Below are 24,203 nucleotides of genomic sequence, written 5' to 3' on the forward strand. Positions count from 1 at the left end.
CAAAACCACGGTTATCCTCATTTTGTGCCCTTTCATACGTACCTTCGTTAAGTCCATGTTACCCCTCAGCCAAATAGTGCACATTAGGACCTGAGCGAATCATCACCGACGACCACCCCATGACCAAAACAACAAGAATCACCGACCCCTCCTATGAACTGATGGACGACCATAACGGGCTGTCGATAATTTATCGCGAGCATGGTTTTCCCTGTCCGTTGGTACGCTGGCATTTTCACAAGGAATACGAGTTGCACCTGATTGTCGCCAGCTCTGGCAAGGTGTTCATCGGCGACTACATCGGTAACTTCTACCCCGAAAGCCTGTTTTTGACCGGGCCTAACCTGCCGCACAACTGGATCAGCCAGGTGGGCGAAGACGAAGTGGTGCCCAAGCGCGACATGCTGGTGAATTTCACCGACGAACTGTTCGAGAGCGGCAATCAGGTGTTCTCCGAACTCAAGACCCTGACCCCGTTGCTGGAGCGTGCGCAGTATGGGATCGAGTTTCGCTGCAAGCGCACGATTCGTCAGGCGATGAAGCTGATGCAAAAAATAGCTGACAGCAGGGGCATCAGCCGGCTGGGGCATTTTCTCATTCTGCTGGAGCTTTTGGCCGCCAGTGACGATGTCCAGTTACTCTCGGGCACGACCTCGCCGCAATTGGCCGATGAGCACAGTATCGACCGCACTAACCGCGCCGTGGATTACATCTTCGCCCATTACGCGCGCGAGCTGCCTCTTGAAGAAGTGGCCGAGTACCTGGGCATGAAACCGACGTATTTTTCCCGGGTGTTCAAGCAGGCGACTGGCCGATGCTTCGTCGAGTTCGTCAATCGCTTGCGCGTCAGTAAATCCTGCGAGCTGCTGGCGGATGGCGATAAGCCGGTGACCGATGTGTGTTTCGAATCAGGGTTCAATAATATTTCCAATTTCAATCGGCGCTTCCAGCAGCTCAAAGGCATGACGCCATCGCACTATCGTCGTTTGGCAGTACAGCGCCTGACCGAACAAAACCTGTACTGATTCACCCCGCCCTCGCCCCCTTCAACTACGCTGAAACCGCCCGACGCTATGCAGGAACGGTACTTCAGTGCATTTTCGCGTCCATCACGAGTGCAAAATAGTATCGGTTTGAGTGCCATGCAGGATTTGTCATCTCCCTCTCAGACCGTTGTAATCAGTTCACAGTCTTCCTTACCTCCGGAAGATACAAAAACAATAACTGACCTTCTGCAGCTCATAGGGCGCAGGAGAGGAGAGATCGATGAAGACCTCAGTAAAAGTTCTACTCGCCAGCACCTGTCTCGCACTTGGCAGTACTGCCTTCGCTGGCACAGTGACCATTGCCACGGTCAACAACAGCGACATGATCCGCATGCAACGCCTGTCGAAAACCTTCGAACAACAGCACCCTGACATCAAACTCAACTGGGTCGTGCTGGAAGAAAACGTTCTGCGCCAACGCCTGACCACCGATATCGCCACAAAAGGTGGCCAGTTCGATGTGCTGACCATCGGCATGTACGAAGCGTCGTTGTGGGGTCAGAAAGGCTGGCTGGAAGAGATGAAAGACCTGCCTGCCAGCTACGCACTCGATGACGTGTTCCCCTCGGTACGCGATGGCCTGTCGGTTGACGGCAAGCTGTATGCCCTGCCGTTCTATGCCGAAAGCTCGATGACCTACTACCGCACCGATCTGTTCAAGGAAGCAGGCCTGACCATGCCTGAACGTCCGACCTGGACCGAGATCGCTGGCTTCGCTGAAAAACTCACCCACCGCGACAAAGAGCAATACGGTATTTGCCTGCGCGGTAAGGCCGGCTGGGGCGAGAACATGGCGCTGATCAGCACAGTCGCCAATGCCTACGGCGCACGCTGGTTCGATGAGCAATGGAAACCTCAGTTCGATCAACCTGAGTGGAAAAACGCGCTGAACTTCTATGTCGAAACCATGAAAAAGTCCGGGCCGCCCGGCGCATCGAGCAATGGTTTCAACGAAAACCTGGCCTTGTTCAATAGCGGCAAATGCGCGATCTGGGTCGATGCCACCGTTGCTGGCTCGTTCGTGACCGACAAAACCCAGAGCAAGGTCGCCGACCATGTCGGCTTCACTTACGCGCCGCACGAGGTCACGGATAAGGGCTCGGCCTGGTTGTACTCCTGGGCGCTGGCCATTCCGACCAGCGCAAAAAACCAGGCTGACGCCAAAACCTTCAGCACCTGGGCGACTTCCAAGGAATACGCCGCGCTGGTTGCAGAAAAAGACGGCGTGGCCAACGTGCCGCCGGGTACCCGCGCTTCAACCTACAACGATGCGTACATGACCGCTGCGCCGTTCGCCAAAATCACTCTAGAGTCATTAAAGGCGGTCACACCCAAGACGCCAACGCTAAAACCAGTGCCTTACGTTGGCATCCAGTTGGTGACCATTCCTGAGTTCCAGGCCATCGGTACGTCGGTCGGACAGCAATTCTCGGCAGCCTTGGTGGGTACAACGACAGTCGATGCTGCCTTGGCCGCCGCGCAGAACTCGACTGAGCGCGACATGAAGCGAGCGGGTTACCCGAAGAAATAGTCCGCTGACTATTGCGTGTGTCGAGAGGCCCACTGCCCCTCGACACTCTGTTGAAGCTCGCACCCTGGTTCGGAGTCATCATGAATACCTCAGCCGTTAATCCCCGTCTGGATACGTCCAGTCAACACCCCCAGGCCAAGCGTCGGCGGGTCAAACCTGGCTGGTTCCTGGTCAGCCCTTCAGTACTGCTGTTGCTGGTGTGGATGATCGTGCCACTGGGCATGACAATCTACTTCTCGCTGATTCGCTACAACCTGCTGAATCCCGGCGAGAACGAATTCGTCGGCCTGGAAAACTTCACCTACTTCATTACCGACAGCGGTTTCATCCCCGGCGCCACCAACACCTTGTTGCTGGTGGGGAGCGTGCTGGCGATCAGCGTAATTCTCGGGGTTCTGATTTCAGCGCTGCTGGAAGCCAGCGAATTTTTTGGCCGAGGCATCGTCCGAGTGTTGTTGATTTCGCCGTTTTTCGTCATGCCGACAGTCAGCGCGCTGATCTGGAAAAATCTGATTTTCCACCCTGTCTCGGGGATTCTCGCGGCCCTATGGAAGTTCTTCGGGGCGCAGCCGGTGGACTGGCTGGCTCATTTTCCGCTGTTGTCGATCATTATCATTGTGTCCTGGCAATGGCTACCTTTCGCCATCCTGATCCTGATGACCGCCATGCAGTCGCTGGATCAGGAGCAAAAAGAAGCCGCACGCCTGGACGGTGCCGGACCGTTGGCGATTTTCTGGCACCTGACGCTGCCGCATCTGTCCCGGCCGATCGCTGTGGTGATCATGATCGAGACCATCTTCCTGTTGTCGGTGTTCGCCGAGATCTTCACCACCACCAATGGCGGTCCGGGCTATGCCTCGACCAACCTGGCGTACCTGATCTACAACCAGGCCTTGCTGCAGTTCGATGTCGGCATGGCCTCGGCTGGCGGATTGATTGCCGTGGTCATTGCCAACATTGCCGCGATCATCCTGATTCGGATGATTGGCAAAAACCTCACCGACAAGTCATGAGGGCCTTGCCATGATGACGCTCAAACAATCCCGCCGCCTGCAAAGCGTGCTGCTTGGCACCCTGTCCTGGGCCATCGCGGCGCTGGTGTTCTTCCCGATTTTCTGGATGGTTTTGACCAGTTTCAAGACCGAGATCGACGCTTTCGCCACTCCGCCGCAGTTCATCTTCACCCCGACGCTGGAGAATTACCTGCACATCCAGGAGCGCAGTGACTATTTTCACTTCGCCTGGAATTCGGTGTTCATTTCCTTCAGCGCCACAGCCCTGTGCATGCTGATCGCAGTCCCGGCGGCTTACTCCATGGCCTTCTTCGAGACCAAACGGACCAAAGGCACCCTGTTGTGGATGCTGTCGACCAAGATGTTGCCACCGGTGGGCGTGCTCATGCCGATCTACCTGCTGGCCAAAACCTTCGGCCTGCTGGATACGCGATTCGCCCTGATCATCATTTACACCCTGATCAACCTGCCCATTGTGGTATGGATGATCTACACCTACTTCAAGGACATCCCTCCGGACATTCTTGAGGCCGCACGCCTGGACGGTGCCACGACCCTGCAAGAGATCTTCCGGGTGCTGGTGCCGATCTGCAAAGGCGGCCTGGCGTCCACGGCGCTGCTGTCACTGATTCTGTGCTGGAACGAAGCGTTCTGGTCACTGAACCTGACCTCGTCCAACGCCGCGCCGTTGACGGCCCTGATCGCGTCCTACTCAAGCCCCGAAGGTTTGTTCTGGGCCAAGCTCTCGGCCGTCTCGACCCTGGCCTGTGCACCGATTCTGATCTTCGGCTGGATCAGCCAAAAACAACTGGTTCGCGGCCTGTCTTTCGGCGCCGTCAAATAGTCTTTCTATCTTTCTAGAATAAAAACAGAACAGAACGGAGGCCACATGGCTAACCTGAGTATCAGAAATCTGCAAAAAGGCTTCGACGGCCATGCCATCATTCAAGGAATCGATCTGGATGTTCGCGACCGTGAATTCGTGGTCTTCGTCGGCCCGTCCGGCTGCGGTAAATCCACGCTATTACGGCTGATCGCCGGGCTTGAGGAGGTCACCGCTGGCACCATTGAACTCGATGGCCGCGACATCACTCAAGTCAGCCCGGCCAAACGCGACCTGGCCATGGTATTTCAGACCTATGCCTTGTATCCGCACATGACCGTGCGCAAGAACATGTCATTCGCCCTGGATCTGGCCGGTGGCAACAAAGCCGATATCGAGCGCAAGGTCAGCGAAGCGGCGCGCATCCTGCAACTGGAGCCGCTGCTGGAGCGCAAACCCAAACAGCTTTCCGGCGGTCAGCGTCAGCGTGTGGCCATCGGCCGGGCGATTGTGCGCAATCCAAAGATTTTCCTGTTTGATGAGCCCCTCTCCAACCTCGACGCCGCGTTACGCGTGCAAACACGCCTGGAGCTGTCACGCCTGCATAAAGAGCTGCAAGCGACGATGATTTACGTGACCCACGATCAGGTCGAGGCCATGACCCTGGCCGACAAGGTGGTGGTCCTCAACGGCGGAAAAATTGAACAGATCGGCTCGCCGCTGGAGCTGTATCACCACCCGGCCAACCTGTTCGTCGCAGGTTTTTTGGGCACGCCGAAAATGGGCTTTCTCAAAGGCACCGTCAGCCGTATGGACAGCCTAGGCTGCGAAGTCACCCTGGACGCCGGCGCCAAAGTCAGCCTGCCATTGGCCGGTGCCAGCCTGAGTGTCGGCAGCGCCGTGACCTTGGGTATTCGCCCGGAGCACTTGAACATCGCCAGGGACGGAGACTGTCAGATGCAGGTGATCGCCGACGTCAGCGAGCGCCTGGGCAGCGACACGTATTGCCATGTGCGCACCGCTTCAGGCGAAGCCCTGACCCTGCGTATCCGAGGGGACCTGGCCAGCAAGTATGGCGAAACGCTGAACTTGCACCTGGACAGCGCCCACTGCCATTTGTTCGACGCTCAGGGCCTTGTGATCACCAGAGCCTTACAGGCCGCCGCTTAAACATTCGAGACCGCCGTCATGAAACTAAACAAGCAGAACCTTTCACAACTCGCCGCCACCGTCGCTCGCCCGCTGTACACCCGGGCCGACACTCGCCAAGGGATCGCCCACATTGGCGTTGGCGGTTTTCATCGCGCACATCAGGCGTTCTACACCGACGCGCTGATGAATCTGGGCGAAGGCCTCGACTGGAGTATCTGCGGGATTGGCCTGCGCCCGGAAGATCGTGCCGTGCGGGATGCCCTCGCCGAGCAAGACTACCTCTATACGCTGTGTGAACTCGGTGATACCGACGACACAGAAACCCGAATTATCGGCTCTATCAGCAACATGTTGCTGGCCGAAGACGGCGTGCAGGCGCTGATCGATAAACTGGCCAGCCCCGAGATTCGTATTGTTTCGTTGACGATCACCGAAGGTGGCTATTGCATCGACGACAGCAACGGCCAATTCATGGCGCACTTGCCGCAGATTCACTATGATCTTGCACACCCGACTGCGCCGAAAACCGTATTCGGTCTGCTCTGCGCTGCCCTGGCAAAACGCCGAGCGAGCGCCACGCCCGCCTTCACCGTAATGTCTTGCGATAACCTACCGCATAACGGCGCGGTCGCACGCAAGGCATTACTGGCCTTCGCCGCCCTGCGCGATGCCGATCTGCATGACTGGATCGCCGCCAACGTCAGCTTCCCCAACGCCATGGTCGACCGCATCACCCCCATGACCAGCACTGCTCATCGACTCCAGTTACACGATGAGTCCGGTGTCGATGATGCCTGGCCCGTGGTCTGCGAACCGTTTGTGCAATGGGTATTGGAAGATAACTTCGTCAGCGGCCGACCAGCGTGGGAAAAGGTTGGCGTGCAGTTCACCGACGATGTGACGCCCTACGAAGAGATGAAAATCAAGCTGCTCAACGGCAGTCATCTGGCACTCACGTATCTGGGCTTTTTGCAGGGCTACCGTTTCGTTCACGAGACCATGAACGATCCGTTGTACGTGCGATACGTACGCGCCTATATGGACCTGGATGTCACGCCACAATTGGCTTCGGTGCCCGGCATTGACCTGGAAAGCTACAAAGACACACTGATCGAACGCTTCTCCAATCAGGCGATTGCTGACCAGTTGGCTCGGGTCTGCTCCGACGGCTCATCGAAATTCCCTAAGTTCACCGTGCCAACCATCAACCGCCTGATTCTTGATAAAGGCAACCTCGACCGAGCGTCTCTGGTGGTGGCGGCCTGGGCCTTGTACCTCAAGGGAGAGGATGAAGCCGGCAACACTCACCCCATCCCCGATCCTCGGGCAGAATTCTGTCAGGCACTGGTCGCCGACGATGTCTTGATCACTCAGCGGCTACTGGAGGTTGAAGAGATATTCGGTACGGCTATTGCGCAGTCCGCCGAGTTCGTTGCGGCCTTCGAACATAACCTCAACAGCCTGCGGGAACTGGGTGTCGCCAAGACACTGGAAAACCTGCTGGCCAAGACCGCGTGAGGTGAGCATGTTTCTGGGTATCGATTGCGGCACCCAAGGCACCAAGGCCATTGTGCTCGATGCCGTGAGCGGCAAGGTGCTTGGCCAGGGCGCCGCGCCGCACAGCCTGATCATCGCTGCTAACGGTCGGCGCGAGCAGGACGTGCAGCAATGGCTCACGGCGTTCGAGCAAGCCACCCGTGATGCGCTGACAGAGGCTGGCATCAGCGGCTCGCAAATCCAGGCCATCGGCGTTTCCGGACAACAACACGGCTTGGTGCTACTGGATCAGCAGGGCGACGTATTGCGCCCGGCCAAGCTATGGTGCGACACAGAATCCACCCCGGAAAACGACCGGTTGCTGGACTATCTCGGTGGCGAAGCCGGTTCGCTGGCACGCCTGGGTGTTGCTATCGCGCCGGGTTACACGGTCTCCAAGCTACTTTGGACTCTGGAGCAGCACCCTGAGCTTTTCGAGCGCATCGACAAGATCCTGCTGCCCCACGACTACCTCAACTACTGGCTGACCGGACGCTGTTGCAGCGAATTTGGCGATGCGTCCGGCACCGGCTATTTCAACGTCCGCACCCGCCTTTGGGACGTGGCGCTGCTTGAGCATATCGACCCCAGCGGCCGCTTGAGCCGAGCGCTGCCAGAGCTGATCGACGCACAGCAAGCCGTTGGCACGATTCGTCCGCAGATTGCCCACCTACTGGGGCTAAACCCGGACGCTATTGTCGCCAGTGGAGGTGGCGATAACATGATGGGCGCCATCGGCACCGGTAATATCCAGCCCGGCTCGATCACCATGAGCCTGGGTTCCTCGGGCACTGTCTACGCCTATGCGGACCAGCCACAGGTCAGCGACCAAGCCTCGGTGGCGACCTTCTGTTCTTCTTCCGGTGGTTGGCTGCCGTTGATTTGCACCATGAACCTGACCAATGCAACCAGCGCCATTCGCGAGCTGTTTGCCCTGGATATCGACAGTTTCAACCACGCTATAGCCCAGGCGCCGATTGGTGCCGAGGGGGTGCTGATGCTGCCCTTCCTCAATGGCGAGCGCGTCCCCGCCCTGCCCCATGCCACCGGCAGCATTCTGGGGCTTAACAGCACCAACCTGAGCCAGGCCAACCTGTGCCGTGCGGTGGTCGAAGGCACCACGTTTGGTTTGCGCTACGGCCTGGACCTGCTGCGCGCCAATGGCATCCAGAGCAAAACTATCCGTTTGATCGGCGGTGGGGCTAAAAGCCCCGTCTGGCGGCAAATCGTCGCGGACATCATGGACACGCCCGTCATCTGCACCGAACACAGTGAAGCCGCCGCACTCGGCGCGGCGATACAGGCCGCATGGTGCTGGTCCGAAGAAAACGGACAACATCAGGGCTTGCAGGCATTGTGTCAGCGTTGCGTGAGCCTCGACGCGAGCAGCGAAACGCAGCCGATCCGTGAGAATGTCATCGTTTATCAGCAGGTCTACGACCGCTATCGTCATTATTTACAGGCACTTTAAGGCCGTGGAGCATCTATGTTTTTAGTCTGTGGCGAAGCGCTGTTCGATTTTTTCAGCCAGCCTGACAGCACCGGGCAAAGCAATAAACTGGGCTTCCAGGCCATTGCCGGAGGCTCGCCGTTCAACGTTGCCGTCGGCCTGTGTCGCTTGGGCGTTGATGCAGCTTTTTTTGCCTGGATTTCCACCGATTATCTGGGCCGTCGCCTGCGCACGGTGCTGGACGAGGAAGGTGTGAAGCCTGATTACCTGATCGACTTCGACGCACCCACCACCTTGGCAATGGTCGCTGTGAGCGCCGACGGTTCGCCGCACTACAGCTTTCGCGGTGAAGGCTGCGCGGACCGGCAATTACAGGTTAAGCACCTGCCGACCCTGGATGAGCGCGTGCGCGGCATTCACATCGGTTCGTTCTCACTGGTCGTGCGACCGGTAGCGGATACCTTACTGGCACTGGTCGAGCGCGAAAGCAATCAGCGCCTGATTACCTTGGACCCTAACGTGCGCCTCAATCCAGAGCCGGATATCCAGCGCTGGCGCGAGCAGATCGGGGTGTTTGCCGAGCACGCTCACATCATCAAAGTCAGCGACGAGGACCTGTCCCTGCTCTACCCGGATTGCGACCCGCAAAGCGTGGCGCAAGGCTGGCTGAGTAAACGCTGTCAGCTGGTGTTCCTGACCCGTGGAACCCAGGGCGCCAGCGTCTTCACCCGTCAATACGGAAGCTGGTCGGTGCCCGCCCATGAAGTCGTCACCGCCGATACCGTTGGCGCAGGTGATACCTTCCAGGCCGCGCTGATCACCTTTCTAAGCGAACGGCAACTTGATAGCCCAAGCGGATTGGAACAGCTGTCCAGAGAGCTTATCGACACTATGCTCAACTTCGCCGTCGCTGCCGCAGCACTGACCTGCACCAAGGTCGGGCCGGATTTGCCTTATCGAGATCAATTGGTATGAACGAACAGGTCATCAACAAGGTTGTCGATTGCAAAAGCATCGAACAGGTTCGAGAAAATATCGACGGGATTGATCGTCAGATCGTATCGCTACTGGCACAGCGTGGAGCCTATGTTGCACAAGCGGCCCATTTCAAGAAAACCACTGATGACGTAAAAGCCCCACAAAGGGTCGAGCAGGTCATTGCCAAGGTGGTTTCGTTATCCCTGGAGCTCGGCGCCAACCCGGCAGTGACCGAACAGGTCTACCGGGCGATGATTAGCGCGTTTATCGATCAAGAACTGAAAGCGCATGCGGAGATTCGGTAGCCTGCTCCGCTGTCGTGCATTCAGACCGGATGTTGAGGAATCAACGCCTGTAGCTGCTTGGCAAAGTAGTCAGCCGTGAACGGATGGGTTTCAGATTCTTTCAGGCCGACGCGCTTGTTCATCAGCCACTCGTCCGTACCCGGAGTGAGCGTCAGGGATACTTGTTCCTGACCGTGAACACTGAGGCCGGTCGCAGTAATCGAGACCTGGCCTTTGGCGCCCATGGCATCGGGCACGAACACCACCTGACGGGAAGCGAAGGACAGGGTCATCCGTTGCGTACGAAATGGCGAGTTCTCGTCTGGATAACCCTTGCTTTGCGCAAGGTGCGGCTCGTATTCGAACACCATCTGCCCGCTACTTTTGAGCGGTGCCATCCAGCCCTCGATCTGTTCGAACACGTTGAGAATGCTCGATTCCCAATGTGCAAGATCAGCGTGGAACTGCTTATGCTTGTTTTCTTCGTTAAGTTGATTGGCGCTCAGCAACTCGCCCAACCGCTGTACTTCGTCCATAAAAGCGCTCCATTAGTCACCCGTACCTCGAAGCGTGGGTGATAACACACCCCGTGCCGAGTGTCGCGCGGCAACTGCTGTTCGGCAGTAGATTTGCTGCTGCTTTTATCGGGTCACAGCTTATGGTCGACCACTGAAGCCGCGTAGCTCATCTTCATAGCCAGTTGAGCTCGTTTTTCTTCGGCTTCGGCTTTTGAATTGAACGGCCCCAGCAATACTCGCTCCTTGCCCTCCCGGACTGCGACAAAAGAGGGAAAGCCGTGCTCGATAAGCCTGTCCGTCAGGTCGCTGACCGCTTTGGGTTCTGCCACCAGAACATCCCACTGAGGCGCTGTAACTTGCACGACGGCGGGCGCCTGCACCTTCACAGGCTTATCCGACTTGCCCGCACCACATCCCGCCAACATCAAAACCGCAACCATTATGGACAATCCGCGCACAACCATTCCCCCGAGTGTGAAGTGCGTGGAGTTTAGCACTGCCAAAGGCTGACAGCGTCTTCAGGCCAAGAGCTTCAACAATGCCTTTGCCGCAGCACTTGAGGACGCCGGGTTTTGGCCGGTCACCAGCTTGCCGTCGGTGATTGCCAGTACCTGCCAGTCCGAGACTTTTTCGTAGTGCCCGCCGAGGCGTTTGAGTTCATCTTCCACCAGAAACGGCACGACATGGGTAAGGCCGACAGCCTCCTCTTCGCTGTTGCTGAACCCTGAGACGCGCTTGCCTTTGACAATCGACTCGCCATTAACCTTCGCGTGGCGAAGTACACCGGGCGCGTGGCAGACGGCGCCGACCGGCTTACCGGCACTGTAGAACGCCTCGATCAAAGCGATGGATTTCGGATCTTCAGCAAGGTCCCACAGGGGGCCATGACCACCCGGATAGAAGACTGCGTCAAATTCACTGGCCTGCACATCAGCCAGCTTGACTGTACTGGCCAGCACCTTCTGCGCAGCCGAGTCTTTCTTGAAACGCTCCGTGGTTTCAGTCTGCCCGTCCGGGGCATCACTCTTCGGATCCAGGGGTGGCTGACCGCCTTTGGGTGACGCCACGGTGATCGTTGCCCCGGCCTCTAGAAACGCGTAGTACGGCGCGACAAACTCCTCAAGCCAGAAACCGGTTTTCTCGCCTGTTTCACCGAGTGCGTCATGGGATGTCAGCACCATCAGAATCTTCATATCGAGTGTCTCCTGTCAGGTTTAAAGCACTGTAGGTGGGAGTGCATGCGGAACACATAGGTTCCGAGGCATTTCACTGGATGGCGGCGCAACCCGCCCCGTCTCATTCAGCGTATTGGCGAACGTTTATCTCGCGTACGCGCTTGTCATGCTGACAGCAGGAGCGTCCTTAACCCATCGAAACGGTGGCACTCGGCCTTGAGCCACGCTGTAAAAACGACAGCGCGTGGGTCTTTCGGCTGACGGGACAGCAGCACATAGCGTGCGGGCGCCTTCACATAGGTTCCGAATACGTTGACGAGGCGCTTACTTTTAAGTTCATCGTAAATCAGGGCGGTGCGGCCCATGGCGACGCCCTGATGATTTAATGCCGCAGTGATGGCAAGGCTGGAAAGATTGAACTGCAGTCCGTCCAGTTGTTCGAGCCATTCGGGACGTGCCGTTTCTAACCACGTACGCCATTCCACAAATTCAGGCGCCCCCATCCACGGTGTGGCGTCGTGTAACAAGACAACGCCCTCCAGGCTGTCACCCGTTGCGAAGGATGGATGCTGCGCAAGGTACTCGGGGCTCGCCACGGCAATAAGGTATTCATCAAGGATGACGTCAGCGTGTATTCGGCTGTAATCGGTCGGGTCGTAACGGATGGCCACGTCGATGTCGTCGGTGTTCATCGCGTATTGGTCCAGTACCTGAAATTCGGCTTTCAGGCGCACCGAAACGTCTGGTTGTTGGCGATGAAACTCAGTCAAACGCGGCAACAGCCACTGCAACGCCAGTGACGGTAGGCAGCTTACCTGCAACGGTGCATTCGACAGACTGAGTTGCTGAAGCGTCTGGTTGATATCAAGAAACGCTTTCGAGGCGGTATCAAAGAGCACCTGACCTTTGGAGGTCAACTGCAGCCCCCGTGCCTGACGCACGAACAGCGGGTAGCCTAGACGGTCTTCCAGTTGACGAATGTGTTGGCTGACCGCGCTTTGGGTCAGGTTGAGCGCTTGCGCAGCCTTGGTAAAACTCAGCTGCCGCCCCGCTACTTCGAAACATCTCAGCGCGCCAAGGATGGAAGAATTGAGGTGTATAGGTATTAGCCTGGCTAATGAGGTCATTAAGAATGAACGCTGTTTTGGCGACCATAAGGGTTCTAGTATTTTGGTCAACAGCCAGAATTTACTACAAGGTCCATAACAATGACCGTTGCGCTCAAACCTAATGACTTATTAGCAAAACTACAATCGAGAGAACCACTTTTGTGGCTCAATCCGAACGCAGGCCAGCCCTTACCCAAGGGCGCGCCATCGGCGGACCAGATCACCGCCGCGCAAGCACGACTCAAGCAGTGCGAACCCTTGATGGCGATGTTGTTTCCCGAGCTTGATCACACTGGCGGGCAGGTCGAGTCCCGGCTGATGCCTGCGGACGAGCTGCAAAAGAGGCTGGCGTGCCCGCAAGGTAAATGGTTCATAAAACGTGACGATGCGCTGCCTGTTGCCGGGTCCATCAAAGCGCGCGGTGGCTTCCATGAAATACTGACGCTGGCCGAATCCATTGCTATCGAGCATGGGGTGTTGGAGGCGACCGGCGACCGCCGCATTCTTGCCTCGCAGCCCGCCCGGGACTTGTTTTCCAAGCACAAGGTTGCGGTCGGCAGCACGGGCAATCTGGGGCTGAGCATCGGCGTCATCGCTGCGGCCCTCGGGTTTGAAACAGTCGTTCACATGTCCACGGACGCCAAGCGTTGGAAGAAGGATCGCCTCAGGAATCGCGGCGTGCGAGTGGTTGAGCATGAAGGCGATTATGCCCAGGCGGTCGCAGCCGGGCGCTTGGAAGCCTTGAGTACACCGCGCTGCCATTTCGTTGACGATGAACGCTCTACCCTGCTTTTCCTGGGCTATGCCGCAGGTGCCGATCATTTGGCAACGCAACTGGCCGAAGCGGATCGAAAGGTTGACGCCGCACACCCCTTGTTCGTCTACATCCCTTGCGGTGTGGGTGGTGCTCCCGGGGGTATCACCTATGGCCTGAAAGCGGTGTATGGCCCGCACGTTCATTGTTTCTTTGCGGAGCCCGTCGCGTCACCCTGCATGCTCGTTCAGTTGGCAGCAGGTGGCGAACAACCGGTTTCGGTTTACGACATCGGCCTGGATAACCACACCGAAGCCGATGGGCTGGCAGTAGGGCAAGCCTCGTGCTTCGTCAGCCCGCTGATGGCTTCACAACTGGCCGGGGTGTTCACCGTCAGCGACGAGCAGCTCTACGCTCAACTGCTTGCGACGAAACACGCCATGGACGTTTCGCTCGAGCCCTCGGCAGCAGCGGGTATCGGTGGTCCGAATTGGCTGGCACACACCGCCGAAGGGCAAAAATACCTGCGTGACAACAACCTCGACCTCAGTGACGCGACGCATGTGATCTGGGCGACGGGCGGCTCGCTCGTGCCACCCGAGGAGCACCAGCGCTTCCAGGCTCGTGCCGAGGACCTGTCCCGCTGATCGCCCGCTAGGCGAAGGCATTGCCCTGTTCTTCCATTCTCCGAACCTCTGTAGTACCTGGTTGGATCGCGTCAACTCCGACAATCGCCTTCCTCATGGTATCGATGCAGTCCTTGGGGAGTACTCGTTATCGTCTAGAACAAGCCGGAAATGATAGTGAAGATCACGATTGCGCTTGCGCTAAGTGATCCCATTTGCAAGACAACTGGATCAATGCTCTAACACTGTGGCGTGACCATGAGCGGCTACTTGGCAAATTTTCTCGCGCCAGCAACGCAGAGGATCACGGCAACGGTTACCCCAAGCATGCCAATGCTGACCTGCTCGTGAAGTAATGTGGCCGCCAGCGCCAATCCAAAAAAAGGCTGTAGAAGCTGAAGCTGTCCAACGGCAGCAATGCCCCCTTGGGCAAGCCCGCGATACCAGAATACGAAACCGATCAGCATGCTGAAGAGCGATACGTAAGCCAGACTTAACCATGCAGGTGTACTGATCCCCGAGAACGAAGAGGGTGTCAGGCACCAAGTCAACGGTGCCACAACAGGCATCGAAAGAACCAATGCCCATGAAATCACCTGCCAACCTCCCAGTGTCCTGGAAAGCTTCGCCCCTTCGGCATAACCGAGACCACATGCAAGGACTGCCAACAGCATCAGGATGTCTCCTTCGGGAGATGCTGTCAGGCCCTGGGTAACGGCGAACCCCACAACCAGCACGCTTCCCAGGCCCGAAAATAACCAGAACGCAGGCCGGGGGCGCTCACCACCGCGCAAAACACCGAACGCGGCTGTGGCGAGCGGCAACATACCGAGGAAGATGATGGAATGCGCGGACGTTACATACTGTAGAGCCAATGCAGTCAACAGTGGAAAGCCTACAACAACGCCCATTGCCACTATGACCAAGGGTAGAAGCTGGCCTCGAGCAGGACGCTTTTCCCTGAAGAGCAAAAGAATGCACAGAGCAAGAATGCCAGCGATGGTTGCTCGAGCAACCGTTAGAAAGACCGGGTCGAATTCTAGAACCGCCACCCGTGTCGCTGGTAGCGAGCCGCTGAAGATAAGTACGCCGATGAATCCATTGATCCACCCGCTTGCGGTTTTTTCCATCGTCTGGTTTTTCAGGTTCGATGTACATTCCATTAAGAGTCACTCGACTGATTGCTTCATGGGGCAGGTTGCATGACGCACATCGTATGGCCGAAAATCAATACAATCAAAATATTGTCATGGATACATCTCGATATGCCTCGCTCCCGTTACAAGTCGCTGGTTGACGCCTTTGCAGCAGATATCCGCTCAGGGCGTTTGCCTCCAGGTACACGTTTGCCGACGCACCGTCAGCTTGCAGCCACAGAAGGATTGGCCTTGGTCACTGCTACCAGGGTCTATTCAGAGCTTGAAGCCATGGGGCTGGTCAGTGGGGAAACGGGGCGTGGTACTTTCGTAAGGGAGACTTCTTTACCTCCCGGTCAGGGCATAGACCAGCCCGACGTTGTAGCGGGGATGATGGATCTCAACTTCAACTACCCATCATTGCCGGGACAGACAGTGCTGTTGCGAAATGCTTTGCGCCAGCTCGCGTTGTCCGGTGACTTAGAGTCCCTTCTGCGCTACCAACCGCATGCGGGGCGTCTACATGAGCGGGCATCAGTAGCGCGCCATCTGAGTACACGTGGGCTGACAGTGCCAGCCCAGCAGGTTTTGATAGTCAATGGTGCTCAGCATGGATTGGCTGTGACAATGATGGCGCTTCTGCAACCCGGTGACGTGGTCGCTGCTGACGCGTTGACCTACCCCGGGTTCAAGGTGCTGGCTGAAGCGCTGCATCTTGAAGTGGTGCCCATTCCAGCAACTGATAAGGGGCCTGATCTCGATGCCCTCGAAAAGCTGTGTCGGGGCAGATCGGTACGTGCCGTATACACAATGCCAACACTGCATAATCCGCTGGGATGGGTGATGGGGGCTGATCAGCGCGATCAGCTCGTATCGATAGCGCGCAAACATGAGCTGTATATCATTGAGGACGCTGCGTACGCTTTTCTTGTCGAAGAGTCGCCGCCACCGCTCGCTGAATTAGCACCAGAAAGGACGGTATACGTTTCAGGATTATCCAAGAGCGTAGCTACCGGGTTACGCGTCGGATTCGTCGCAGCTCCCGCTCAAATGGTATCCGCGTTAGAACGTACGATCAGGGCGACCACTTGGAACACCCCCGGGGTGATGACTGCGATCGCAAGCGCGTGGCTCGACGATGGAACCGTCAGCAAATTGGAGGCGGAAAAGCGCACGGACGCACGGGCCAGGCAGGCCATGGCCGACGACCTGCTGGCAGGGCTTCGATACGTTCGCCATCCTTCTTCCTACTTTCTTTGGCTACCCTTGGCGGAAGATGCAAGAGCTGACCAGATAGCCATGGCGTTGATGCGCGAGCAAGTTTCGGTATCAACCGCCCAACCTTTTGCTACCTCTGCCCATGTGCCGCATGCGATCCGATTAGCGCTGGGGTCGGTGGATATGGACACGCTTCGAGAAGCGCTCGTGAAAGTGAAGCAAGTTGTTGGTGCTTATTCATAGCGGAGGTCTGCGATGAGTAGCCGCTTCTTTACTGATACTTTACCAATCACTGACATCAGCCTTCACCGTTTGCTTGATACTCCACACCAGCGGATTTAGGAGCGGCATAGAAAATTTAAGGAAATGCTGAACAACCTTTCATCACGGGTGAAATACCCACCTCACACGAACTGCACGATTGAACCCCGACGAAACACATGTCCTTCGCCGATGCCGCCACTCGCGTTAACGAAGACAAATGCCTTGAACAGAGGCGTATTAAAAACGGCCAAGTAATCGGCAACAAAAAATCATTACAACAAAGTGATCGAGGTTTGAGGAACAATGACCCACTCTATTCCAACCACGGCGAACTACAGTGTTGTGTTGGTTAATTACAAATCACTTGAGCTTACCAAAGCTTGTTTGGATCTGTTACGCGAGGGGTTGCAAACTTCTGGAGCGCCCCTGTGGGTCGTGGATAACTACTCGGACGACGCGAGCAGCGAGTACCTGCGTACGCTGAGTTGGATCAACCTGATTGAGCGAAAAAAAACCACGCATGAAGCAGGACGCATTGCACACGGTCGAGCGCTGGATGCTGCGTTGGATAAGATCAATACTGAATACGTGTTTGTGTTGCATACCGATACGCTCATCTATGACCTGAGTGTTTTTGCCATGATGATCGGTCAGTGTGCTGGCCCGCGCGAGGTTGCGGCTGTCGGATGTGTAGAGCAGTTGAATAGAGGCGTGGGTCGATCAGCCTGGCGCTTGGCTTCACGGTTTATCAAACACTACGCTCGGCGTGGCTTGCGAGCCTTGGGCCTGAACGCAAAGGAACCGAAACCGTTCAGAGAAAAACATTTAAAGAGCTTTTGTACCCTGTGGAATGTGCGGCTAATTAAAAAGCACGGGCTGCACTTTCTAGCGGATGACCGCAACCCCGGTTATGAACTGCAAGATAGAATGACCGCGTGTGGATATCAGATTGTTTTTTTATCGCCACGGAAAATATTCAGCTACCTCGACCATATCCAAAGTGGGACGGTTACCGCCATGGGTGGTTATGCGGACAGTCACCGAAGGGTGAAAGCATATAATAAACTGACTAAAGAAAAACAACTTAAACCCGCATTACAACGTTGACCACGTCCGCCCGTTCGTTTTGCATGTCAGCGCCCTCCCCGATCAGTAACACGATTGACCTTTAAAAAAACATGCAGCTGAATGCACCGAGCTTATCGCCACAGGAAAATGATCGCTGGCGCTCAATTCATAGGGCATATACCGTAGCCTTTGGACGCAAAAACATTTTCGGGGAGGAGCAAATGGCAGATAAAGTTCACCGCTACGATGTCCAGGTTACCTGGACGGGGAATGAGGGTACCGGTACGTCCTCTTATCGTGGTTACAGTCGCTCGCATGTTATCCAGGCCAAGGGCAAGCCCCCGATTGAGGGCTCATCCGACCCCAGTTTTCGAGGTGATCCGACCCGGTGGAACCCGGAGGAGCTCCTTCTCGCTTCCTTATCTGCGTGCCATAAACTGTGGTACCTGGGCCTTTGTGCCGAGGCCGGGATTGCGGTCGTGGCCTATGTGGATAATGCGCAGGGAGCAATGGTCGAGCAAAGCGATGGCTCCGGCCAATTCACCTCAGTGGTGTTGAGGCCCAAAGTGACCCTGGCTCCCGGAGCCGATATCGAAAAAGCCTTGGCGTTGCATCATGCCGCCCATGAAAAATGCTTCATTGCGCGCTCCGTTAACTTTCCGGTCAGCCACGCCCCCGAAATCTCGACAGGTTTGGGTACTTATTCGTTACCAGCCAGTAACGATTCGTCTTCGTGTGATTAGGCTGGCAGGATTACCCGTAAAACCGAATCCAGAACATCACCAGCAGGGTCGCCGCCATGAGCCAGGCCAGCACCGCGACCGCTGCGAAGTCGATCACGAATAAATTCGCTCCTATCAAACAACCTGTAACTTATTGAAAAATAAAGCATAAATGTCATTATATTTTCAGCCAAACGCTGATCCCCTGTAGGAGCTGCCGAAGGCTGCGATCGACCGGGAACCGGTCGCTTTCTTGAGACCGCTGAAGGTCGTGCCGACCTTATCGCAGCCTTCGGCAGCGCCTACAGGACCGAGTTTGCTGCGCGACAGCGCAGCGTCGAAGACGCGGCGAGGCCTCCTATACATAAGCTGCCCCCCTTTTTCATCAGCAGCATGTTCAACATCCTCTCGCTGCCGATGCCCTGAAAACGCCAAAACCACCGCCTGCCTATTCAGTCAAAATCTGTTAAGTTGTACGATGACCGATGATTAAACGCCCTGCTCTTTCGTACCTGGTACCTACAACAACAAGGAAATACCCATGAAAAAAGTCAAACTGCTTATTGGTTTTTTATGCCTCTTCAGTGGATACGTGGCGGCAGCGCCTTCGTCGGGAGAGCAAGACGTTGCCAAGGCCGTAGATCATCTGACGCAAGCCATGCTGAACAAGAACATTCCCCAACTGGAAGCGCTAACAGCAGCGAACCTTACCTACGGGCATTCCAGTGGGAAAATCCAGGATAAGAAAGACTTTATCTCCGATATTGAAACGGGGAAAAGCGCCTTCAAAACACTGGAGATGCAGAACCAGACAATCACCGTGTCGGGTGATGTGGCGTTAGTCCGTCATCACTTTTCGGGACAAGCCATCAAGGATAGCGAACTGGTCCCCACAGAAATCGAGAACTTCCAGATTTGGCAAAAGCAGAATGGCCAATGGGTACTGATCGGCCGACAAGCCTTCCATTCCTGATCTTTGCGTAACTACGGGGGACAGACTTATTTTAAGAACCGCCCTTGAAGGCGCTGACAAATAAATCCGTCCCCTTTTCACGCCGCACTGTTTGAGTGGCGTCTTTATAAGATCTTTATGTTCTTGCCCCCATTCCTTTTAACAATTTACTAGACGTCCAACTAGGCTTTTCTCATCGCTGGAGGGAATGCCATGGACTTCATCTTTTTGGTACTCGGTGCTCTGTTTTTCATCAGCCTTGTCGGCCTCGCGCGCGGCTGTGCGGCGCTTAACAGGAGACGGTCATGACAGGCTTCTATCTTTTCGGCGGCCTGATAGCAGTCGGCTTGCTGGTTTACCTGGTTGCCGCGCTACTGTTTCCGGAGGACTTCCTGTGACTACTCAAGCCTGGGTCCTGCTGGGGGTCTTTCTTCTGGTGCTGGGCATTCTGGCGTGGCCCCTTGGCCGTTGGCTGACCACCGTGATGGAGGGCAGGTTTGCCTTCGGGTCATATATCGAGTCGCCGCTTTATCGTCTGGCTGGCGTTAAGCCTGAAACCCAGATGAGCTGGCTCCAGTACGCACTCGCCTTGATCCTGTTCAACGCGCTCGGGTTGTTGGCCGTTTATGCATTGCAACGGCTGCAAGGTGTTCTGCCATTCAACCCTCAGGGATTTGGCGCTGTCAGCCCCGACTCGGCCTTCAATACCGCCGCCAGTTTCGTCACCAACACTGACTGGCAAGGCTACAGCGGCGAGTCGACGATGAGTTACCTGACCCAGATGCTGGCGTTGACGGTACAGAACTTCATGTCCGCCGCGACCGGTATCGTAGTTGCGATAGCCCTGATCCGGGGGTTCGCGCGCCACAGCGCGGACAGCATCGGCAATGCCTGGACCGACGTCACCCGCATCACCTTGTGGGTCCTGTTGCCGCTGTCGCTGATCTTAGCGTTGTTCTTCGTGAGCCAGGGCGCGATCCAGAATCTTGACCCGTACAAGGAGGTGACAACGCTAGAGGTCATGCAGTACCAGGCACCCGTGCTCAACGCTGCCGGGCAGCCAACCCTGGATGCCCAGGGCAATCCGGTCACACAGGCCAGCAGCACCGACAAGCAGACGATTGCGATGGGGCCGGTCGCTTCACAAGAGGCCATCAAGATGCTGGGCACCAATGGCGGCGGGTTCTTCAACGCCAACTCAGCACACCCCTACGAGAACCCCACCGCCGTCACGAACTTCTTTCAGTTGATCGCGATTTTCCTGATCCCGACCGCGCTGTGTTTCGTGTTCGGCCATGTCGTGGGTGACATACGGCAAGGCTGGGCCCTGCTGGCGACGATGACGATCATCTTTGTGATCGCGGTGGTAGCTGTCACCCATTACGAACAACTCGGCAATCCGCAGTTTTCATCGCTGGGCATCGATACGGCAGCGGGCAATATGGAGGGCAAGGAACTGCGCTTCGGCATCAGTGCATCAAGCCTGTTCGCAGCCGTGACAACGGCGGCTTCGTGCGGGGCGGTCAATGCGATGCATGACTCGTTCACGCCTCTGGGCGGCGCGGTGCCGCTGGTGCTGATGCAGTTGGGCGAAGTGGTGTTCGGCGGCACCGGCTCCGGGTTGTACGGCATGCTGGTGTTCGCCATCCTCGCCGTCTTTATCGCCGGCCTGATGATCGGCCGTACCCCCGAGTATTTGGGCAAAAAGATCGAAGCCTACGAGATGAAGATGGTGGCCATCGCCATCCTGGTGACGCCACTGCTGGTGCTGTTCGGTACCGCCATCGCCGTCATGGCCGAGGCCGGCAAGCTGGGGATCGCCAACCCCGGCGCCCATGGATTCTCGGAAATCCTTTATGCCTTCACCTCGGCGGCCAACAACAACGGCAGCGCCTTCGCCGGTCTGTCGGCCAACACACCGTTCTACAACACGATGTTGGCCATCGCCAGTTGGTTTGGCCGGTTCGGCGTCATCGTGCCGGTGCTCGCGGTCGCTGGCAGCCTCGCCGCCAAGAAGCGCCTGGCGGTCACCGCAGGCACGATGCCTACCCACGGGATGCTGTTCATCGTTTTACTGATCGGCACGGTGTTGCTGGTCGGCTTGCTGAACTATGTACCGGCGCTCGCGCTGGGCCCCGTCGTCGAACACCTCATCATGATCAAGTGAGACTACGAACATGACACGCAAAGCGTTCTCCTTGTTCGACCCGAAACTGCTATGGCCCGCCATGGTCGACTCCGTGCGCAAACTCAGCCCCAGAACCCAATGGCGTAACCCGGTGATGTTCGTCGTCTATATCGGCGCCATCATTACCACCGGCCTATGGGGCCAGGCCTTCATCGGCAAGGGCGAGGCCACCACCGGGTTCATCTTCGCGATTGCCTTTTGGCTGTGGTTCACCCTGCTGTTCGCTAATTTCGCCGAGGCTCTGGCCGAAGGCCGTAGCAAGGCTCAGGCGGCCTCCCTGCGAAACCTGAAAAAGGAAATATGGGCCAAGAAACTGCACGAGCCTCACTACGGTGCGCAGTGGCAATTGGCTCAATCGAGCGACCTGTGCAAAGGCGATGTGATCGTGGTTGAAGCAGGTGATCTAGGGGACTCGATGATCCCTGCTGACGGCGAGGTGATCGAGGGTGCCGCCTCGGTGGATGAGTCGGCCATCACGGGCGAGTCGGCCCCGGTGATCCGAGAATGTGGCGGCGACTTCTCGGCGGTGACTGGCGGAACTCGGGTCTTGTCGGACTGGATAGTCATTCGCGTGACCACAAACCCTGGCGAAACCTTCGTCGACCGCATGATCGCGATGGTCGAGAACGCCAAGCGGCAAAAGACGCCAAATGAAATCGCCCTGTCAATCCTGCTGGTGGCGCTGACGATCGTCTTCCTGGGTGTGACGGTGACGCTCCTGCCCTTCTCCCTGTTCGGCGTCGCAGCGGCCAAGTCTGGATCGCCGGTCTCGATCACCGTTCTGATTTCCCTGCTGGTGTGCCTGATTCCCACCACCATCGCAGGCCTGTTGTCGGCAGTCGGCGTGGCGGGCATGAGCCGCATGATGGAAGCCAATGTGATCGCCACGTCTGGCCGAGCCGTGGAGGCCGCCGGTGACGTAGACGTTCTGCTGCTCGACAAGACAGGGACCATCACCCTGGGCAATCGTCATGCCTCTGCTTTTTTACCGGCCCCTGGCATCAAGGAGTCGGAGTTGGTGGATGTGGCACAGCTGGCCTCCCTGGCCGACGAAACACCCGAGGGGCGCAGCATCGTTGTCCTGGCCAAGCAGAGGTTCAACCTGCGAGAAAGAGACATCACGGCGCTCGATGCGCACTTCGTGCACTTTTCGGCACAGACGCGCATGAGCGGCGTCGACCTGGGTACCCGGCAACTGCGCAAAGGCGCCGGCGAAGCGATCCTCAAGTATGTCCAGAGCCTGGGCGGAAACTTTCCCGACGCGGTACAAACCATCGTCGACGAGGTGGCTCGTCGAGGCAGTACTCCGCTGGTCGTCGCCGACGGAGCCAAGGTGCTGGGTGTCATCGAACTCAAGGACATCGTCAAGGGCGGTATCAAGGAGCGCTTCGTCGAGTTGCGCCGCATGGGGATCAAAACGGTGATGGTGACCGGCGATAACCGGATAACCGCCGCCGCCATCGCCGCCGAGGCCGGTGTTGATGACTTTCTGGCGGAAGCAACACCTGAACAAAAGCTGGAACTGATTCGCAGCTACCAGGCCGAAGGTCGGCTGGTGGCCATGACCGGCGACGGTACCAACGACGCCCCGGCGCTGGCTCAGGCCGATGTCGCCGTGGCGATGAACTCGGGGACTCAGGCGGCCAAGGAAGCCGGCAACATGGTCGACCTCGACAGCAACCCGACCAAGTTGATCGAGGTGGTGGAAACCGGCAAACAGATGCTGATGACCCGTGGCTCACTGACCACTTTCTCGATTGCCAACGACATCGCCAAGTATTTCGCGATCGTGCCGGCGGCGTTCGTCACCACCTACCCACAGCTCGCGGCACTCAACATCATGGGCCTGACGAGCCCGAACTCCGCCGTGCTGTCGGCGGTGATTTTCAACGCACTGATTATCATCTTCCTGATTCCCCTGGCGCTCAGAGGCGTTAAGTACCGCCCGGTCGGTGCGGCCCTGCTGCTGCGCCGCAACCTGTTGATCTATGGGTTGGGTGGGGTAATCGTTCCATTCATTGGCATAAAAGTGATCGACATGGCGCTGTCCGCTGTCGGTCTGACTTGAGGGAGTACGGCTATGTTATCTCTGCTGCGTCCGGCGTTGACCTTGCTGATTGCACTGTCTCTGATCACAGGCCTGGCCTACCCGCTACTCACCACCGCGATCGCCAGGCTGGCCTTCCCCCATCAGGCGGCGGGCAGCCTGATCGAAAGAGACGGCAAAACCGTGGGCTCCCTGTTGATCGGTCAGGGCTTCAGTGATCCGAAGTACTTCTGGAGCCGCCCGTCCGCCACCAGCCCGATGGCCTACAATCCGCTGGCCTCGGGAGGTTCGAACCTGGGGCCATTGAACCCGGCACTGGCGGATGCGATCAAGGGCCGGATCGACGCGTTGCACGCTGCCGACCCAGGAAACACCGCCACAGTGCCCGCCGACCTGGTCTACAGTTCGGCCAGTGGTCTTGATCCTCATATCAGTATCGCAGCCGCCCTGTACCAGGCGGGCCGAGTCTCGCGGGTGCGCAACCTGCCCGTCGAGCGGGTCCGCGAGCTGATTGCCGAACACTCTGAAGGCATGCTGCTTGGATTCCTGGGCGAGCCTCGGGTCAACGTACTGATACTGAACCTGGCGCTCGACGCCACACATTGAGCGTTAA

23 protein-coding genes are annotated in these 24,203 nt (G+C 57.1%); 18 read left to right on the forward strand and 5 right to left on the reverse strand.

From position 1 onward, the window contains the following. Nucleotides 1–119 precede the first annotated feature (119 nt). The 9 genes from AC1ME2_RS00855 (at nucleotide 120) to AC1ME2_RS00895 (ending at nucleotide 9,834) form a co-directional block, all read left to right on the forward strand. A complete protein-coding gene (locus tag AC1ME2_RS00855) occupies nucleotides 120–1,025 on the forward strand; it encodes a helix-turn-helix domain-containing protein (protein WP_480438731.1) in 906 nt (301 codons plus the stop codon). 241 nt (nucleotides 1,026–1,266) lie between these two features. Next, nucleotides 1,267–2,577, forward strand: coding sequence for an ABC transporter substrate-binding protein (locus AC1ME2_RS00860; RefSeq protein ID WP_480438733.1), 1,311 nt, complete (start codon nucleotides 1,267–1,269; stop codon nucleotides 2,575–2,577). Between the two features lie 80 nt (nucleotides 2,578–2,657). Then, nucleotides 2,658–3,590 carry a carbohydrate ABC transporter permease gene (locus AC1ME2_RS00865; RefSeq protein WP_480438734.1) on the forward strand — a complete coding sequence of 311 codons (933 nt, stop codon included), beginning with the start codon at nucleotides 2,658–2,660 and terminating at the stop codon, nucleotides 3,588–3,590. Nucleotides 3,591–3,600: 10 nt separating this feature from the next. After that, on the forward strand, nucleotides 3,601–4,434 hold the full coding sequence (locus AC1ME2_RS00870) for a carbohydrate ABC transporter permease (protein WP_480438735.1): 834 nt from the start codon (nucleotides 3,601–3,603) through the stop codon (nucleotides 4,432–4,434). A 45-nt stretch (nucleotides 4,435–4,479) separates the two neighbouring features. Then, the gene (locus AC1ME2_RS00875; RefSeq protein WP_480438736.1) at nucleotides 4,480–5,583 is read left to right on the forward strand and encodes an ABC transporter ATP-binding protein; all 1,104 of its coding nucleotides are present in this window, start codon (nucleotides 4,480–4,482) and stop codon (nucleotides 5,581–5,583) included. An 18-nt stretch (nucleotides 5,584–5,601) separates the two neighbouring features. Continuing rightward, nucleotides 5,602–7,083, forward strand: a complete 1,482-nt coding sequence (locus AC1ME2_RS00880; protein ID WP_480438737.1) for a mannitol dehydrogenase family protein — start codon at nucleotides 5,602–5,604, stop codon at nucleotides 7,081–7,083. Nucleotides 7,084–7,090: 7 nt separating this feature from the next. Further along, on the forward strand, nucleotides 7,091–8,572 hold the full coding sequence (gene xylB, locus AC1ME2_RS00885; RefSeq protein ID WP_480438739.1) for a xylulokinase: 1,482 nt from the start codon (nucleotides 7,091–7,093) through the stop codon (nucleotides 8,570–8,572). Nucleotides 8,573–8,587: 15 nt separating this feature from the next. Next, nucleotides 8,588–9,526 carry a carbohydrate kinase family protein gene (locus AC1ME2_RS00890; protein WP_480438741.1) on the forward strand — a complete coding sequence of 313 codons (939 nt, stop codon included), beginning with the start codon at nucleotides 8,588–8,590 and terminating at the stop codon, nucleotides 9,524–9,526. After that, a complete protein-coding gene (locus AC1ME2_RS00895; RefSeq protein WP_480438743.1) occupies nucleotides 9,523–9,834 on the forward strand; it encodes a chorismate mutase in 312 nt (103 codons plus the stop codon). Before AC1ME2_RS00890 ends, AC1ME2_RS00895 begins: the two co-directional genes overlap by 4 nt. Nucleotides 9,835–9,854: 20 nt before the next feature. Here the strand turns inward: AC1ME2_RS00895 and AC1ME2_RS00900 are convergent, their stop codons facing one another. The 4 genes from AC1ME2_RS00900 to AC1ME2_RS00915 all read right to left on the reverse strand — a co-directional run bounded on the left by AC1ME2_RS00900 (nucleotide 9,855) and on the right by AC1ME2_RS00915 (nucleotide 12,633). Beyond that, nucleotides 9,855–10,349: a hypothetical protein gene (locus AC1ME2_RS00900; protein ID WP_480438744.1), complete on the reverse strand. Its 495-nt coding sequence runs from the start codon at nucleotides 10,347–10,349 to the stop codon at nucleotides 9,855–9,857. Nucleotides 10,350–10,462: 113 nt separating this feature from the next. After that, nucleotides 10,463–10,771: an SPOR domain-containing protein gene (locus AC1ME2_RS00905; RefSeq protein WP_480438746.1), complete on the reverse strand. Its 309-nt coding sequence runs from the start codon at nucleotides 10,769–10,771 to the stop codon at nucleotides 10,463–10,465. 78 nt (nucleotides 10,772–10,849) lie between these two features. After that, a complete protein-coding gene (locus AC1ME2_RS00910) occupies nucleotides 10,850–11,524 on the reverse strand; it encodes a type 1 glutamine amidotransferase domain-containing protein (protein ID WP_480438748.1) in 675 nt (224 codons plus the stop codon). Between the two features lie 146 nt (nucleotides 11,525–11,670). After that, nucleotides 11,671–12,633, reverse strand: a complete 963-nt coding sequence (locus AC1ME2_RS00915) for a LysR substrate-binding domain-containing protein (protein ID WP_480438750.1) — start codon at nucleotides 12,631–12,633, stop codon at nucleotides 11,671–11,673. An 81-nt stretch (nucleotides 12,634–12,714) separates the two neighbouring features. Between AC1ME2_RS00915 and AC1ME2_RS00920 the strand changes: the two genes are divergently transcribed. Beyond that, nucleotides 12,715–14,016, forward strand: coding sequence for a D-serine ammonia-lyase (locus AC1ME2_RS00920; protein ID WP_480438751.1), 1,302 nt, complete (start codon nucleotides 12,715–12,717; stop codon nucleotides 14,014–14,016). 245 nt (nucleotides 14,017–14,261) lie between these two features. On the opposite strand, the gene AC1ME2_RS00925 is transcribed toward AC1ME2_RS00920, so the two are convergent. Further along, the gene (locus AC1ME2_RS00925) at nucleotides 14,262–15,158 is read right to left on the reverse strand and encodes a DMT family transporter (RefSeq protein WP_480438753.1); all 897 of its coding nucleotides are present in this window, start codon (nucleotides 15,156–15,158) and stop codon (nucleotides 14,262–14,264) included. A gap of 102 nt (nucleotides 15,159–15,260) precedes the next feature. On the opposite strand from AC1ME2_RS00925, the gene AC1ME2_RS00930 reads away from it, so the two are divergent. The 8 genes from AC1ME2_RS00930 to kdpC all read left to right on the forward strand — a co-directional run bounded on the left by AC1ME2_RS00930 (nucleotide 15,261) and on the right by kdpC (nucleotide 24,196). Continuing rightward, nucleotides 15,261–16,592 (forward strand): aminotransferase-like domain-containing protein, encoded by a 1,332-nt coding sequence (locus tag AC1ME2_RS00930; protein WP_480441935.1) that lies wholly within the window; start codon nucleotides 15,261–15,263, stop codon nucleotides 16,590–16,592. Nucleotides 16,593–16,916: 324 nt separating this feature from the next. After that, complete coding sequence (locus tag AC1ME2_RS00935) at nucleotides 16,917–17,720, forward strand: glycosyltransferase family 2 protein (RefSeq protein WP_480438754.1); 804 nt, start codon at nucleotides 16,917–16,919, stop codon at nucleotides 17,718–17,720. Between the two features lie 182 nt (nucleotides 17,721–17,902). Next, nucleotides 17,903–18,424, forward strand: coding sequence for an OsmC family protein (locus AC1ME2_RS00940; protein ID WP_480438756.1), 522 nt, complete (start codon nucleotides 17,903–17,905; stop codon nucleotides 18,422–18,424). 520 nt (nucleotides 18,425–18,944) lie between these two features. Then, nucleotides 18,945–19,376, forward strand: coding sequence for a nuclear transport factor 2 family protein (locus tag AC1ME2_RS00945; RefSeq protein ID WP_480438757.1), 432 nt, complete (start codon nucleotides 18,945–18,947; stop codon nucleotides 19,374–19,376). Nucleotides 19,377–19,660: 284 nt separating this feature from the next. Beyond that, entirely contained in the window at nucleotides 19,661–19,753 is a 93-nt protein-coding gene (kdpF, locus tag AC1ME2_RS00950; protein WP_480438759.1) for a K(+)-transporting ATPase subunit F, read from the forward strand. After that, complete coding sequence (kdpA, locus tag AC1ME2_RS00955; RefSeq protein ID WP_480438760.1) at nucleotides 19,750–21,522, forward strand: potassium-transporting ATPase subunit KdpA; 1,773 nt, start codon at nucleotides 19,750–19,752, stop codon at nucleotides 21,520–21,522. The genes kdpF and kdpA overlap by 4 nt, the downstream gene beginning before the upstream one ends. A 10-nt stretch (nucleotides 21,523–21,532) precedes the next feature. Beyond that, a complete protein-coding gene (gene kdpB / locus AC1ME2_RS00960) occupies nucleotides 21,533–23,611 on the forward strand; it encodes a potassium-transporting ATPase subunit KdpB (protein WP_480438761.1) in 2,079 nt (692 codons plus the stop codon). Nucleotides 23,612–23,623: 12 nt separating this feature from the next. Next, nucleotides 23,624–24,196: a potassium-transporting ATPase subunit KdpC gene (gene kdpC, locus AC1ME2_RS00965; protein WP_480438762.1), complete on the forward strand. Its 573-nt coding sequence runs from the start codon at nucleotides 23,624–23,626 to the stop codon at nucleotides 24,194–24,196. Nucleotides 24,197–24,203: the final 7 nt, after the last annotated feature.

It is taken from the genome of Pseudomonas sp. ASL9 (genome assembly GCF_056680335.1).

Coding starts and splice junctions, on each gene's coding strand:
- AC1ME2_RS00855 (WP_480438731.1), top strand. CDS start 120: ATGACCAAAACAACAAGAATCACCGACCCCTCCTATGAACTGATGGAC.
- AC1ME2_RS00860 (WP_480438733.1), top strand. CDS start 1,267: ATGAAGACCTCAGTAAAAGTTCTACTCGCCAGCACCTGTCTCGCACTT.
- AC1ME2_RS00865 (WP_480438734.1), top strand. CDS start 2,658: ATGAATACCTCAGCCGTTAATCCCCGTCTGGATACGTCCAGTCAACAC.
- AC1ME2_RS00870 (WP_480438735.1), top strand. CDS start 3,601: ATGATGACGCTCAAACAATCCCGCCGCCTGCAAAGCGTGCTGCTTGGC.
- AC1ME2_RS00875 (WP_480438736.1), top strand. CDS start 4,480: ATGGCTAACCTGAGTATCAGAAATCTGCAAAAAGGCTTCGACGGCCAT.
- AC1ME2_RS00880 (WP_480438737.1), top strand. CDS start 5,602: ATGAAACTAAACAAGCAGAACCTTTCACAACTCGCCGCCACCGTCGCT.
- xylB (WP_480438739.1), top strand. CDS start 7,091: ATGTTTCTGGGTATCGATTGCGGCACCCAAGGCACCAAGGCCATTGTG.
- AC1ME2_RS00890 (WP_480438741.1), top strand. CDS start 8,588: ATGTTTTTAGTCTGTGGCGAAGCGCTGTTCGATTTTTTCAGCCAGCCT.
- AC1ME2_RS00895 (WP_480438743.1), top strand. CDS start 9,523: ATGAACGAACAGGTCATCAACAAGGTTGTCGATTGCAAAAGCATCGAA.
- AC1ME2_RS00900 (WP_480438744.1), bottom strand. CDS start 10,349: ATGGACGAAGTACAGCGGTTGGGCGAGTTGCTGAGCGCCAATCAACTT.
- AC1ME2_RS00905 (WP_480438746.1), bottom strand. CDS start 10,771: ATGGTTGCGGTTTTGATGTTGGCGGGATGTGGTGCGGGCAAGTCGGAT.
- AC1ME2_RS00910 (WP_480438748.1), bottom strand. CDS start 11,524: ATGAAGATTCTGATGGTGCTGACATCCCATGACGCACTCGGTGAAACA.
- AC1ME2_RS00915 (WP_480438750.1), bottom strand. CDS start 12,633: ATGACCTCATTAGCCAGGCTAATACCTATACACCTCAATTCTTCCATC.
- AC1ME2_RS00920 (WP_480438751.1), top strand. CDS start 12,715: ATGACCGTTGCGCTCAAACCTAATGACTTATTAGCAAAACTACAATCG.
- AC1ME2_RS00925 (WP_480438753.1), bottom strand. CDS start 15,158: ATGGAATGTACATCGAACCTGAAAAACCAGACGATGGAAAAAACCGCA.
- AC1ME2_RS00930 (WP_480441935.1), top strand. CDS start 15,261: ATGCCTCGCTCCCGTTACAAGTCGCTGGTTGACGCCTTTGCAGCAGAT.
- AC1ME2_RS00935 (WP_480438754.1), top strand. CDS start 16,917: ATGACCCACTCTATTCCAACCACGGCGAACTACAGTGTTGTGTTGGTT.
- AC1ME2_RS00940 (WP_480438756.1), top strand. CDS start 17,903: ATGGCAGATAAAGTTCACCGCTACGATGTCCAGGTTACCTGGACGGGG.
- AC1ME2_RS00945 (WP_480438757.1), top strand. CDS start 18,945: ATGAAAAAAGTCAAACTGCTTATTGGTTTTTTATGCCTCTTCAGTGGA.
- kdpF (WP_480438759.1), top strand. CDS start 19,661: ATGACAGGCTTCTATCTTTTCGGCGGCCTGATAGCAGTCGGCTTGCTG.
- kdpB (WP_480438761.1), top strand. CDS start 21,533: ATGACACGCAAAGCGTTCTCCTTGTTCGACCCGAAACTGCTATGGCCC.
- kdpC (WP_480438762.1), top strand. CDS start 23,624: ATGTTATCTCTGCTGCGTCCGGCGTTGACCTTGCTGATTGCACTGTCT.